This is a genomic window from Mesorhizobium sp. NPDC059025 (assembly GCF_042739655.1).
Taxonomy (GTDB): domain Bacteria; phylum Pseudomonadota; class Alphaproteobacteria; order Rhizobiales; family Rhizobiaceae; genus Mesorhizobium.
On record NZ_JBHYIM010000003.1, the window covers coordinates 475,287 to 488,310 of the forward strand.

General features: G+C 62.3%; 10 protein-coding genes. 8 read left to right on the forward strand and 2 right to left on the reverse strand.

Translation table 11 applies throughout. The features are described from left to right. Nucleotides 1-28 precede the first annotated feature (28 nt). From ftsZ to ACFWYE_RS10230, 8 genes are all read left to right on the forward strand, one after another. The gene (gene ftsZ, locus ACFWYE_RS10195; protein ID WP_379068596.1) at nt 29-1,714 is read left to right on the forward strand and encodes a cell division protein FtsZ; all 1,686 of its coding nucleotides are present in this window, start codon (nt 29-31) and stop codon (nt 1,712-1,714) included. A 269-nt stretch (nt 1,715-1,983) separates the two neighbouring features. Beyond that, nucleotides 1,984-2,928 carry a UDP-3-O-acyl-N-acetylglucosamine deacetylase gene (gene lpxC / locus ACFWYE_RS10200; protein ID WP_379068599.1) on the forward strand — a complete coding sequence of 315 codons (945 nt, stop codon included), beginning with the start codon at nt 1,984-1,986 and terminating at the stop codon, nt 2,926-2,928. 199 nt (nt 2,929-3,127) lie between these two features. After that, complete coding sequence (locus tag ACFWYE_RS10205) at nt 3,128-4,021, forward strand: outer membrane protein assembly factor BamD (protein ID WP_379068602.1); 894 nt, start codon at nt 3,128-3,130, stop codon at nt 4,019-4,021. 61 nt (nt 4,022-4,082) lie between these two features. Next, a complete protein-coding gene (gene recN, locus ACFWYE_RS10210; RefSeq protein WP_379111125.1) occupies nt 4,083-5,753 on the forward strand; it encodes a DNA repair protein RecN in 1,671 nt (556 codons plus the stop codon). Nucleotides 5,754-5,950: 197 nt separating this feature from the next. Beyond that, complete coding sequence (ligA, locus tag ACFWYE_RS10215) at nt 5,951-8,164, forward strand: NAD-dependent DNA ligase LigA (RefSeq protein ID WP_379111127.1); 2,214 nt, start codon at nt 5,951-5,953, stop codon at nt 8,162-8,164. Then, the gene (locus tag ACFWYE_RS10220) at nt 8,164-8,865 is read left to right on the forward strand and encodes a DUF2461 domain-containing protein (RefSeq protein WP_379111129.1); all 702 of its coding nucleotides are present in this window, start codon (nt 8,164-8,166) and stop codon (nt 8,863-8,865) included. Before ligA ends, ACFWYE_RS10220 begins: the two co-directional genes overlap by 1 nt. A 171-nt stretch (nt 8,866-9,036) precedes the next feature. Then, nucleotides 9,037-9,789, forward strand: coding sequence for an AzlC family ABC transporter permease (locus tag ACFWYE_RS10225; protein WP_379068613.1), 753 nt, complete (start codon nt 9,037-9,039; stop codon nt 9,787-9,789). Then, a complete protein-coding gene (locus tag ACFWYE_RS10230) occupies nt 9,786-10,082 on the forward strand; it encodes an AzlD family protein (protein ID WP_129414252.1) in 297 nt (98 codons plus the stop codon). Before ACFWYE_RS10225 ends, ACFWYE_RS10230 begins: the two co-directional genes overlap by 4 nt. Nucleotides 10,083-10,105: 23 nt before the next feature. Here the strand turns inward: ACFWYE_RS10230 and ACFWYE_RS10235 are convergent, their stop codons facing one another. Further along, complete coding sequence (locus tag ACFWYE_RS10235; RefSeq protein ID WP_379111131.1) at nt 10,106-11,932, reverse strand: aminopeptidase P family protein; 1,827 nt, start codon at nt 11,930-11,932, stop codon at nt 10,106-10,108. A gap of 186 nt (nt 11,933-12,118) precedes the next feature. Further along, nucleotides 12,119-12,991 (reverse strand): 50S ribosomal protein L11 methyltransferase, encoded by an 873-nt coding sequence (locus tag ACFWYE_RS10240; protein ID WP_379068616.1) that lies wholly within the window; start codon nt 12,989-12,991, stop codon nt 12,119-12,121. Nucleotides 12,992-13,024 lie beyond the last annotated feature (33 nt).

Below are 13,024 nucleotides of genomic sequence, written 5' to 3' on the forward strand. Positions count from 1 at the left end.
CGGCGGTAAAGGCAAAAGGACGAGGACTATGACGATCAATCTGAAAAAGCCGGACATCACCGAGCTCAAGCCACGCATCACCGTCTTCGGTGTCGGCGGCGGCGGCGGCAATGCGGTCAACAACATGATCACGGCGGGCCTGCGTGGCGTGGAGTTCGTCGTGGCCAATACCGATGCGCAAGCGCTCACCATGTCGAAGTCGGAGCGCCTGATCCAGCTCGGCGCGCATGTTACCGAGGGTCTCGGCGCGGGTTCGCAGCCTGAAGTCGGTCGCGCCGCTGCCGAAGAATGCATCGACGAGATCACGGACTATCTGTCCAACACCCACATGTGCTTCGTCACAGCCGGCATGGGTGGCGGCACCGGCACGGGCGCAGCTCCTGTCGTCGCACGTGCCGCTCGCGAGAAGGGCATCCTGACGGTGGGCGTGGTCACCAAGCCGTTCCACTTCGAAGGCCAGCGCCGCATGAAGACGGCCGATATGGGCATCGAGGAACTGCAGAAGTGCGTCGATACCCTGATCGTCATCCCGAACCAGAACCTGTTCCGGCTGGCCAATGACAAGACCACCTTCGCCGACGCCTTCGCCATGGCTGATCAGGTGCTCTATTCGGGCGTTGCCTGCATCACGGATCTGATGGTCAAGGAAGGCCTGATCAACCTCGACTTCGCCGACGTCCGTTCGGTGATGCGCGAGATGGGCAAGGCGATGATGGGCACGGGCGAGGCCAGCGGCGAAGGCCGCGCTATGGCGGCAGCCGAAGCTGCAATCGCCAACCCGCTGCTCGATGAGACCTCGATGAAGGGCGCCAAGGGCCTGCTGATTTCGATCACCGGTGGCCGCGACCTCACCCTGTTCGAAGTGGACGAAGCCGCGACCCGTATCCGCGAAGAAGTCGATCAGGATGCCAACATCATCCTGGGTGCGACTTTCGACGAGGATCTCGAAGGCGTCATTCGCGTCTCGGTCGTTGCGACCGGTATCGACAAGTCGGCCGAGCAGATCGCCGCTGCTCCGATTTCGATCCGTGCCGCACAGCCGAAGGTGCCGGCGCGCCCGGCGGCCGCTCAGGCCGCCGAGGTGCGCACCGCTCCGATGCCGCAACCGGCACTGCACGAGACGCGTGCCGCTGATCCGGTCGCCGAAGCCATCCAGCAGGCCGAGGCCAATGCAGCTGCGTTTGCTCAGCAGCCGCGCGTTGCCCAGGCCGCCCCGCAGGATGATTTCCGTCCGCAGAGCAAGCTGTTCCAGGCACCACCGGCCCAGCCACAGCCTCACCCCGTGATGCAGCAGGTTGCGCCGCAGCCGGCTCCGCAGCCTGTGCGTGAAATGGCTCCGCCGCAGCCGGTCGCAGCGCAGCCTCGCATGCCGCGCGTGGAAGATTTCCCGCCGGTCGTGCGCGCCGAAGTCGAGGCAAAGCAGCATCCGGTCGACCACGAGGAACGTGGCCCGATGGGTCTTTTGAAGCGGCTCACCAACGGCTTGACCCGCCGCGAGGAGGAGCCGGCCCGCCTGCAGCCGGCACAGCCACGCGAACCGAAGCTGCGCCAGGCAGCCCCCGAGGTGCGTCGCCTTGCGCCGCAGGATGCGCAACTCTACGCTCCGCGCCGGGGTCAGGCCGACGATCATGGCCGCTTCGCTCCGCAGCAGCGAGCGACTCATGAGGACGATCAGCTGGAAATCCCGGCCTTCCTGCGCAGGCAGGCCAACTGATCTTCTGACGGATTGTAACAGTTGTTAACAGGCAGGCGGGCAACCGCCTGCCTGTTCGCTTTAATAGTCGTGGAAAAACAGATACTTGTACGTTGCTTTTGTACTCCCGCAGCCGTTACATGGGGTAAGAAAGCGTGATTTGGAGTATGCCTGAGGGGCCACTATCTTCCGCGGGCAACAACGGCAGTGGGTGTTTTGGGGATGTGCCCCGCTGGCTGGAAGATCAAAGGCAGCGACCGAAAAGCCGATTGGCCGCGCCATAAGGGCACATGGGGATCAGCTTGCAGGACTATCAGACAACGCTGAAATCACGCGCGACATTGACCGGTATTGGCGTTCACAGCGGTAATACCGTCACCATCCAATTCCTGCCTGCCGATGCCGACACGGGCATTGTTTTTCACCTGATGGATGGTGAGCAGCCGATGCGGGAGTTCCGTGCGCTGGTTTCCGAGGTGGGCGCGACCGACCTCTGCACCATGCTCGGCGATCCAGCCGGCCAGCACATTGCCACGGTCGAACATCTGATGGCCGCCGTGCTCGGGCTTGGCATCGACAACATGGTGATCGAGATTGACGGGCGTGAGGTGCCGATCCTGGACGGCAGCTCGATCGAGTTCGTCGAGGCTATCGATCAGGCCGGTATCGAGATTCTCTCGGTGAAGCGCCGCTTCATCCGCATCCTCAAGACAGTCCGTATCGAGAGCGGTGCTTCCTGGGCGGAGTTCCGTCCCTATTCGGGGACCCGCTTTGAAGTCGAAATCGATTTCGAGAGCCCGGCAATCGGGCGGCAGAGCTTCGCCACGGACCTTACCGCGGACACTTTCCGCAGCGAAATCGCGCGGGCGCGCACCTTCGGTTTCATGAAAGACGTTGAGCGCCTGTGGGCGGCCGGTTACGCCCTTGGCTCGTCGCTCGACAATTCGCTGGTGATCGGTGACGACCATCGCGTCATCAATGTCGGCGGCTTGCGCTATCCAAACGAGTTCGCGCGGCACAAGACGCTGGATGCCATGGGTGATCTGGCTCTGGCTGGCGCGCGCTTCATCGGCTGCTTCCGGTCCTATCGCGGTGGCCATCGGCTGAATGCGGCGGCGCTTCGTCGTCTGCTGTCGGATCGCACTGCCTTCGAGGTGGTGGAAACGACTCGCCGTGGCCGTTCCGGCGAGATGAGTGCGATCAGCGCGCCGGTATACGCACCCTGGACGATCTGAATTTCGTCGGCTTCTTGCCCGAAAGTGCGTCTGTTGCACGGGCGCACCACTTCGGCTGGGAAATCCTGATCCCCAATTCATGGCAGATTGCGCCACAAAATTGCACGATTGCGGGGTGATAGCGTTGCCGCGCGCGCTGTTTTTGGTTTATGGCTGCTCGCCGACGTGGGCAATGGCGCCGAGAGGGCGAATTTCGATCATGTTTTTCAGACAGGCCGACCAGTTGAAGGCGCCACTTGCGGCGTTGAAATCGCCGTTCCCGGCGGCTTTTCTCGCACTTTCGGTGCTCGCTGCTCCTCTGGCGCTTTCGGGCTGCATGTCCTCGGAAAAGGATATCGACCTGTCGACCTATGTCGAGCAGACCGAGCCCGCCGACGTGCTCTACAATCAGGGCCTCGCCAATATGAATGCCGGCCGCCTCGATGAAGCGGCCAAGAAATTTGCCGCTGTCGATCGTCAGCATCCCTATTCGGAGTGGGCGCGCAAATCGATGGTGATGGGGGCTTTCACCAATTATCGTCAGGGCAAGTATGACGACGCGATCAGCGCGGCCAAGCGCTATCTGACGCTCTATCCTTCCACGGATGAGGCCGCCTACGCGCAGTACATCATTGGCCTCAGCTACTACAAACAGATCGAGGACGTGACCCGCGATCAGAAGGAAGCCAAGCTCACCATCCAGACCATGCAGGAACTGGTGACGCGCTGGCCGGATTCTGAATATGTCGAGGATGCCAAGACCAAGATCCGTTACGCCAACGATCAGCTGGCCGGCAAGGAAATGCAGGTCGGTCGCTACTATTTGGAGCGCAAGGAATACCTGGCGTCGATCAAGCGCTTCCGCAATGTGGTCGAGAACTATTCCAACACCCGCCATATCGAGGAAGCGCTGGCACGTCTGACCGAAGCCTATTTTGCGTTGGGCCTCGTCGACGAAGCGCAGACCGCAGCAGCCGTCCTCGGGCAGAACTATCCGGACAGCCAGTGGTACAAGGACTCCTACAAGCTCCTGCAAAGCGGCGGCTTGCAGCCGCGCGAGAATGCCGGATCGTGGATATCCAAGGCCGGCAAGCTCATTACCGGCGGCGCCTGATCCTTTCATACCGCGCGCCTCATGGGGCGCGCGCAGCCATCCTTGATGCTATAGAGCGCCGATGCTCTCCAGGCTATCGATTCGCGATATCGTCCTGATCGAACGGCTCGACATTGATTTCGCGCCGGGCCTTTCCGTTTTGACCGGTGAGACCGGCGCCGGCAAATCCATCCTGCTCGATGCTCTGTCGCTGGCGCTCGGCGCGCGTGGCGATGCCTCCCTGGTGCGACATGGTGCGGCGCAGGGCCAGGTAACGGCCGTCTTCGACGTTCCGCGCAACCATCCGGCGCGAGAAATCCTCGCAGAGAATGCCATCGAGGATGATGGCGATATCATCCTGCGCCGCCTGCAGACGGCGGACGGGCGTACACGCGTCTTCGTCAATGACCAGCCGTCGTCGGTGACGCTGATGCGCGATATCGGTCGCGCGCTGGTGGAGATCCACGGCCAGCACGATGACCGCGCACTGGTCGACCCCGGCGCGCATCGGGATCTGCTTGACGCCTTCGGCGGCCATCTCGGTGTCGTGCATCGCACGGGCGAGGCTTGGCGGTATTGGCGGCAGGCCGAACAGGATCTGGCGCGTCACCGTGCCAAGGTGGAAGCCGCGGCGCGGGAAGCAGATTATCTTCGCGCTTCCGTTGCGGAACTTGCCAAGCTCGATCCGCAACCCGGCGAAGAAACGGAATTGGCCGAGCTTCGCGCGGTCATGATGCGGGCTGAAAAGATCGCTGCGGAAATCCATGATGCCCAGGACGTCCTGTCCGGCCCCGCATCGCCATTGCCGCAACTTGCGAGCCTGCTCAGGCGCTTGCAACGTAAGGCCACCGAAGCGCCTGGCCTGCTCGAAGATGTGGTGAAATCGCTGGACGAAGCGATGATCTCGCTCGATGCGGCACAGTCAGGCGTCGAGGCTGCGTTGCGTGCGACCGAATATGATCCGCAGCGGCTGGAAAAGGCCGAGGAGCGGCTGTTTGCATTGCGTGCGGCCGCACGCAAACACAATGTCGTCGTCGACAATCTTGCGCAGCTGCGCGACACGATGTCCGCTGACCTTGCCGATCTGGACGCTGGTGAGGAGAGGCTTGCCGCGCTGGAAAAACAGGCAGCCGTGGCGCGTGAGGATTATGATCTGCTGGCGTCAGAGCTGTCCGGGCTACGCCATGCCGTGGCCACTGGGCTCGCCAAGGCCGTGATGGCCGAACTTCCTGCATTGAAGCTGGAGCGGGCCGAGTTCATCGTCGAGATATCCAGCGAGCCGGCCAATCGGCTGGAAGAGGGCATCGACCTGATCGAGTTCTGGGTGCGCACCAATCCTGGCACCAGGCCGGGGCCGATGATGAAGGTTGCTTCCGGTGGCGAACTTTCGCGCTTCCTGCTTGCACTCAAGGTGGCGTTGGCCGACCGTGGTTCGGCCCCGACCCTCGTTTTCGACGAGATCGACACTGGCGTGGGTGGCGCAGTGGCCGACGCGATCGGCCAGAGACTGGCGAGGCTGTCGACGCGCGTGCAGGTGCTGTCCGTCACCCATGCACCTCAGGTGGCGGCGCGCGCGGCGACGCATTTCCTGATTTCGAAGTCAGGCACGGACCGTGTCGCTACCGGCATCGCAGAGATGGATCGGGGTGCGCGACAGGAAGAGATCGCCCGCATGTTGGCGGGTGCCAGCATTACCGACGAAGCGAGGGCGGCGGCCGAGAGGCTGCTGCGGGAAAATAAAGTCACGTCGTGAACTGTCGGTAGTGACGGCCGGGAGCAGCGGAAGCGGTTTACTTTCCAAAGAAATTTGCCGATGACTTCAGAGCAATTCCAGCAAAAGCGCAGGCGGTTTGCGTCCGCAATTGCATAGAAAAACGCAGTTGAAGCGTTTCCGCGTTTCCGTAGGTAACGGAAACGCTCTAGGTCCCGCAGTTGGGGAGTGGTCGCGCCATGTCTGAACAGAACAAGCCCATCGAAGCCTTGAGTGCCGAAGAAGCGTCGGCAGAACTCGCGCGTCTGGCCGCCGAGATCAGCGAGCATGATCGCCGCTATCATGGCGAGGATGCGCCAATCATCACGGATGCGGAGTATGACGCCTTGCGGCGGCGTAATGCTGCGATCGAAGAGGCCTTTCCAGATCTGGTACGATCCGACAGTCCGACAGGATCTGTCGGTGCCGCGCCGGCCGAAGGCTTTGCCAAGGTTCGTCATGCCGTACCGATGCTCAGCCTCGCCAAGGCCTACACCGATCAGGATGTGGTGGATTTCCTGGAGCGGGCGAAACGTTTCTTCGAGCGCGACAAGGATTTCGACATTGCTTTCACGGCAGAGCCCAAGATTGATGGGCTGTCCGCATCGCTTCGTTACGAAAATGGTGTTTTCGTCCAGGGCGCCACGCGTGGGGATGGTGCGGTTGGCGAGGACATTACCGCCAATCTGAAGACCATCGCCGACATCCCGCATAGGCTGAAGGGTTCGGGCTGGCCCGAAATCATCGAAATCCGCGGCGAGGTCTATATGACCTATGCCGAATTCCAGGCCTTGAAGGAACGCTCTGCTGCTGCGGGTGGCCAGGATTACGTCAATCCGCGCAACACAGCGGCCGGCTCGTTGCGGCAGAAGGATCCGTCCGTCACCGCACGCCGCAACCTCAAATTCTTTGCCTATGCCTGGGGGTACACGTCCGAGGATCCAGCGCCGACGCAATATGAGGCGGTGCAGAAATTCGCCGACTGGGGATTCAAGGTCAGTCCGCTGATGGTGCGCGCCAGATCGGTTGATGAACTCATCGCGCAGTACAAGCTTATCGAGGCGCAGCGGTCTTCGCTCGGCTATGATATCGATGGCGTCGTCTACAAGGTCGACCAGCTTGAGCTGCAGCGCCGCTGGGGCTTCGTCACAGGCGAGCCGCGCTGGGCGGTTGCACACAAATTCCCCGCCGAGCAGGCGACGACGATCGTGCGCAAGATCGACATCCAGGTCGGCCGCACCGGAACGCTGGCGCCGGTAGCCCGGCTGGATCCGGTCACGGTAGGCGGTGTCACCGTCGTCAATGTGACGCTGCACAACGAGGACTACATCAAGGGCTTCGACAGCAACGGCGAGCCCATCCGCGAGGGCAACGATATCCGCATCGGCGATACGGTGGTGATTCAGCGGGCAGGGGATGTCATCCCGCAGATCGTCAGCGTGGTGGTCGACAAACGTCCCACCGATGCCGTGCCCTATGAGTTTCCGCACACGTGCCCTGTTTGCGGTTCGGCAGCGACGCGCGAGGTGAATGAGAAGACCGGTAAGGAGGATTCGCGACGGCGTTGTACCGGCGAACTGATCTGTCCGGCGCAGGCGGTCGAAAGGTTGCGCCATTTTGTGTCGCGCGGTGCAATGGATATCGAAGGCCTGGGGGCCGAAAACATCGACCTGTTTTTCAATGCCGGTCTTCTCGGGACCGCAGCCGATATTTTCAGGCTGAAAGACCGGCGCGTGGAGGTTCAGCAGGCACTCTTCGAGAGGCGCGAGGCGCAGGCGCAGGCGCGCGAGGCCGCCAAGGGCGCGACCCGCAAGAAGGTGCTGACCGCCGAAGAACGTACCTATGAAGGGCTCGAAAAGCTGTTCGACGCGATAGATGCGCGCCGTGAGCCGGAGCTCGATCGTTTCATCTTCGCGCTTGGCATCCGTCACATCGGCGAAACGACGGCTGCCGCACTTTCGAAGACATTCTCGACGGCGGAAGAGTTCATCCGCGTTGGCAAGGAAGCGTCCAAGGCGGATGATCCAAAGACCATCTTCCCGTCCATCAACGGCATTGGCGATACGGTGATCGGTGCGCTGTGCGACTTTTTCGGCAATGAGCGCAACGATGATGTGCTGGACGCATTGCTGCAGCAGGTCCACCCAAAGCCCTATGTCGTCAATGTGTCGGCCGACAGCCAGGTTGCCGGGAAGACCGTGGTGTTCACGGGATCCCTGGAGAAGATGTCGCGCTCGGAAGCCAAGGCGATGGCCGAACGGCTGGGCGCAAAGGTTGCGGGATCGGTCTCGGCCAAAACCGACCTTGTCGTTGCCGGGCCCGGCGCGGGCTCGAAACTCAAGCTGGCAACGGATCTCGGCATCGAGGTCATCGACGAGGACACCTGGTTCGAGAGGGTCGGACGGAGCGGGTGATGGCGGAGACGTTCACCGGCTTTGGCCAGAAGGCCCTTCCGTTCCTGAAGGCGCTGGATTTTCACCAGAGCAGGGAATGGTTTCAGGAAAACCGCGATCTGTTCGAAAGCGAGCTGCGCGAGCCGCTCGGCAACCTCGTCGAGACGCTTTCGGAGCGCTTCGGCGCCGCGGGGCTCGGCTTGCGCGGCGACCGCAAGAAGTCGCTGTTCCGTATCAACCGCGACGTGCGTTTCTCAAGGGACAAGCGCCCCTACACCACGCATGTGTCTGCGATCCTGTCACCGGATGGCACCAAGATGGAGCAGGGCGTTTTCTTCTTTCATCTGGGACTCGATGCCTGTTTCGCCGCGGTTGCATGGTGGCAGCCGGAGACCGCAATGCTGCAGGCGATGCGGCGCGCCATCGAGACGAAGCCGGAACAGTTCCGCAAGCTGGTGGCCGTGCTGAAAAAGGGCAAGCTGGAACTCGGCATGCAGGGCGCCATGAAACGCATGCCGCGTGGTTTTGAACACGTCACCGATGCCGACCTTGCAGCCGCGATCCGCAACCGGCATTTCGTCGTACGCCAGGAGGTTGAGCAGGCTTCCATCCACACGCCGGAATTGGCTGATATCCTGCTCGATTTCGTCATTCGCGCCCGGCCATTGCTCGACTGGGGCAGGGCAATACAAGGCACGGTCATGCCGATCCCGCAGGGCTGAAGCGCACTGGAAAGCATCATTTTCGCTGATCGTTTGGCTCAAGCGAATTGGTGTGACATCCGGCAGCTGGCTACCTACATGTCACCCTTCCAGCGCGATACGCAGATTCAAGGTGTTGGAGCGTTCCTTGCGCGTCCGAGCGGATGCGCTGCGCTCTAAAGGGAGTGACCGATGTCATCGGAAGCAATCGCCGAGAGGTCCAGAGCGGGCGAATTCTGGGACGGGGTGCGGCTCAGCACGCCGGTCGTGGTGGCTTCCGCGCCATTCGCCATGCTGTTCGGGGCGCTCGCCGTCGACAACGGATTTTCGGTTTTCGAGGCGACCTTGATGAGCGCCGCCGTCTATGGCGGTGCCAGTCAGATGGTCGGCATCGAACTGTTCGGCCAGCATGTCGCGCCGTGGCTGATCGTGCTTTCGATCTTCGCCGTGAATTTCCGCCATGTGCTCTATTCGGCAGGCATCGGGCGGCGCATCTCGCACTGGCCGATCGTGCAGCAGGTGCTTGGCTATTTCATCCTCACCGATCCGCAATACGCCATTTCCGAACGCAAGGCGGAAACCGGCCAGGCGGTGAGTTTCATCTGGTATCTCGGGCTTGGACTGCCGGTCTATGTGTTCTGGGTGGCTGAAACGGCGCTTGGCGCCTATTTCGGCAGGCTGATCAGCGATACCCATTCGCTCGGTATCGATTTCCTGCTGCCAATCTACTTCTTCGGCCTGGTCATGGGTTTCCGCAAACGCCCGCTGTGGCTGCCGGTGGTGGTGGTGAGCGCCATCGCATCGATCATCGCCTACAAGACGGTCGGCTCGCCCTGGCATGTCTCGATCGGCGCGGTTGCCGGCATCCTGCTCGCCGTCATCCTGCCGCCGCATCACAGCGGCGTCGGCACCAAACCCGGCATAGAAGGGGAGGAGCAGCCATGAGTGCGACATTCTGGATCATCATTGCGGCTGCGATCGCCACCTATCTCACCCGCGTTGGTGGCCATCTCGTCATCTCGCGCTTCGAACGGGTGCATCCGCGTGTCGAGGCGGGATTGAATGCCGTCCCGGCGGCTGTGCTGACGACGCTGGTTGCGCCTGCGGTTTTAAGTGCCGGCCCTGCCGAATGGGCAGCGCTGATCGTCGCAGGCGCGGTCTCGCTGCGCGGCGGCCTGCTGTCGATGTTCCTTGCCGGAGCTGCCGTGCTGATCCTGGCACGACAGTTCATGGCCTAGAACCTGCTTACAGAACAGGCGCCTCAAAGAGGCGCCGTCACCTTTTCCAGCCAGGCCAGCGTTTCGCCATCGACCATCGGGCCGATCTCGGCGAGCACGCGGGCGTGGTACGCATCCAGCCATTCAAGCTCGGCTTTGGTCAAAAGATCGGTGCGAATCAGCCGGCGATCGATGGGGGCAAGGGTGAGCGTCTCGAAACCATGCATGGCAATATCGCCGCCCTCGATCTCTTCGGCCGGGGTGACGATGATCAGGTTCTCGATGCGGATGCCGTAGTGGCCTTCCTTGTAGTAGCCAGGCTCGTTGGACAGCATCATGCCTGCCAGAAGCTTTTCCGTACCGGTGCGTGCAATACGCTGTGGTCCCTCGTGCACGGCAAGGTAGGAGCCGACGCCGTGGCCGGTGCCATGCGCGAAGTCGCACCCGTGGCGCCATAGGGCCATGCGTGCGACAGCATCGATCTCCGAGCCACGCGTGCCAGCCGGAAAGCGCAGCATCGAAATGCCGATCATGCCTTTCAGCACCAAAGTGAAGCGCTCACGCATTTCATCCGTCGGTTTGCCGATCGGAACCGTGCGGGTGATATCGGTGGTGCCGTCCTGGTATTGCGCGCCGGAATCGAGCAGGAACAATTCATCCCTGGCGAGTTTGCGGTTGGTCTCCGTGGAGACGCGGTAGTGCATGATGGCACCGTTGGGGCCGGCGCCGGAAATGGTCGCGAAGGAAACGTCGCGCAGCGACATCTGCGTTTCCTCCCCGGTCTTGCGGCGCACCTGCTCCAGCTGTTTGACGACGGTGATTTCGTCGAGCGTTCCCGGCTTCTGGCGGTCGAGCCAGCACAACAGCTTGGCTATGGCGGCGCCATCGCGACGATGCGCAGCCCGGCTGCCGGCGATCTCGGCCTGGTTCTTGACGGCGCGAGGGATTCGAGCGGGATCGGCAGCGGAAACGACGGTGCCGCCATTGTCCTCCACCAGCGTGCGCAGTCTGTCAGCGGCCAGAACCGGGTCGAGCGCGATTTTGGCGCCGTTCTTTGCCAGATCCACGATCGCGCCTTCGAACTCTGCCGGCTCGTGCGGGTCGCAGAGTTGGGTGAGATAGGCTGCAACGGTGCGCGAGAATTTGCGGCTGTCCATGAACAGCTGATGCTTGCCGTCGGCCGCAAGGATGGCGAAGCCGAGTGCCAGTGGCGTGTGCGGTACGTCGCCGCCGCGAATGTTGAAGGCCCAGGCAATCGAAGAGGGATCGGTCAGCACGGCATGCGTGGCGCCTTCCTTCCCGATCGCGGAAGCGAGCCGTGCCAACTTGTCCTTGGCAAGCTCGCCGGCAAAAGCCTGCGGGTGCAGTTCCACCGGAGCGATCGGCGCATCGGGCTGATCATCCCAGATGATGTCGATCGGGTTTTCGGCTACCGGTACCAGTTCCGCGCCCGATTTTGCCGCCGCGGCCTTCAGTGCTTTCACTTCGCCCACGGTGTGCAACCATGGATCGAAGCCAAGGCGCGCACCCTTGCCGAGATTTTCCGGGATCCAGGAGGCCGGCGGATTGTCGATCAGGCTTTCGACAGTGAAGATGTCGAGGTCGACTTCGGCACGCACCTGCAGCGTGTAGCGGCCATCGACGAAGATGAAGGCGCGGTCGCGCAACACGATGGCCACTCCGGCCGAGCCGCTGAAGCCGGTCAGCCAGCGTAGTCTTGCAGCACGGTCCGGAACGTATTCGCCTTGATGCTCGTCGGCGCGGGGCACCAGGAAACCGTCAAGGCCATTCTCGCTCAGCCAGCCACGCAGCCTGGCGACATGCGGTTTGCCCACGGTGGGATCGCCGGCGGGATCGAAAGTCTGGAACATCGATGCAAACCTGTCATTGTTCGATTGTGTGGCCGGACCGTAGCCGCGTGGTCGACGCCTGACAATCGGCGCGCTGGACCAATTGCGGGAGAAGCATGCGACGGTTTTCCGTCCGGAATTGCATCAAAACAAAGAGTTGGAGCGTTTCCGCGTTTCCATGAAAAATGGAAACGCTCCAAGTCCAGCTCAGCGCTTCAGATGGATCGTCACCCAGCCCTCGCGGTGGGTGGTACGCAGATGCCGGAACTGCTGGCCGGCATAGGCTGCCACGACGGCATCGCGCTGGCGATCCAGGATGCCGGAAAGCACGATGGAGCCGCCGGGCGCCAGGTACTTCGCCATCTCCGGCGCAAGTTTCATCAGCGGCTTGGCAAGGATGTTGGCGACGATAAGGTCAAAGGGCGCCCGGGCGGCGAAGATGGGATGATGGAAGCCGGGCGCGGTCACGGTCTCGACCAAACCGGCTACATGGTTCAGCCGCGCGTTGGCGGCGGCAACGTCGACGGCGACAGGGTCGATATCGGTGGCGAGCACTGGAATGTGGGCGAGACGGGCCAATGCGATGGCCAGCACTGCGCTGCCAGTGCCAAGATCCAGCGCGTTGCGTGGTTTCTCGCGGATGGCGACACGTTCCAGCATGGCCAGGCAGCCGGCGGTGGTGCCATGATGACCGGTGCCGAAAGCCAGTCCTGCTTCGATTTCGATGGCGATGTCGCCGGCATGGCGCTTCTGCCGATCGTGGCCACCATGCACCAGGAAGCGGCCAGCGCGTACGGGCTTCAGGCCTTCCAGTGAGCGCGCCACCCAGTCGACGTCGGGCAATACTTCGCGCTCGACCGGTCGGGCCAGCCCAAGGGCCGTCAGTTCTGCCTTCAGCCGCGCCTCGACCGGCTCTATGTCGCCGTCTGCGTAAAGCGAGACCTCATGCAGGTCGCGCTCCTCGTCGAGTTCCAGCACTGCGAGTGGCAGGCCGTCGTCCTCGAAGACTGTTTCGAGGACGGCGAAGATGTGATCGGCCTCGGCCTTGGTTGCGGTCAGATAGAGGCGCGTCTGGCCCATGGGCACCTGTCTTGCGGCATGCGCCGCGTTGAA

What these genes read in the sequence shown, in the direction of transcription:
- ACFWYE_RS10230 (WP_129414252.1), top strand. Translation starts at nt 9,786, where the DNA reads ATGAGTGCGACATTCTGGATCATCATTGCGGCTGCGATCGCCACCTAT.
- ACFWYE_RS10240 (WP_379068616.1), bottom strand. Translation starts at nt 12,991, where the DNA reads ATGGGCCAGACGCGCCTCTATCTGACCGCAACCAAGGCCGAGGCCGAT.
- ACFWYE_RS10235 (WP_379111131.1), bottom strand. Translation starts at nt 11,932, where the DNA reads ATGTTCCAGACTTTCGATCCCGCCGGCGATCCCACCGTGGGCAAACCG.
- ftsZ (WP_379068596.1), top strand. Translation starts at nt 29, where the DNA reads ATGACGATCAATCTGAAAAAGCCGGACATCACCGAGCTCAAGCCACGC.
- ACFWYE_RS10205 (WP_379068602.1), top strand. Translation starts at nt 3,128, where the DNA reads ATGTTTTTCAGACAGGCCGACCAGTTGAAGGCGCCACTTGCGGCGTTG.
- ACFWYE_RS10225 (WP_379068613.1), top strand. Translation starts at nt 9,037, where the DNA reads ATGTCATCGGAAGCAATCGCCGAGAGGTCCAGAGCGGGCGAATTCTGG.
- ligA (WP_379111127.1), top strand. Translation starts at nt 5,951, where the DNA reads ATGTCTGAACAGAACAAGCCCATCGAAGCCTTGAGTGCCGAAGAAGCG.
- ACFWYE_RS10220 (WP_379111129.1), top strand. Translation starts at nt 8,164, where the DNA reads ATGGCGGAGACGTTCACCGGCTTTGGCCAGAAGGCCCTTCCGTTCCTG.
- lpxC (WP_379068599.1), top strand. Translation starts at nt 1,984, where the DNA reads ATGGGGATCAGCTTGCAGGACTATCAGACAACGCTGAAATCACGCGCG.
- recN (WP_379111125.1), top strand. Translation starts at nt 4,083, where the DNA reads ATGCTCTCCAGGCTATCGATTCGCGATATCGTCCTGATCGAACGGCTC.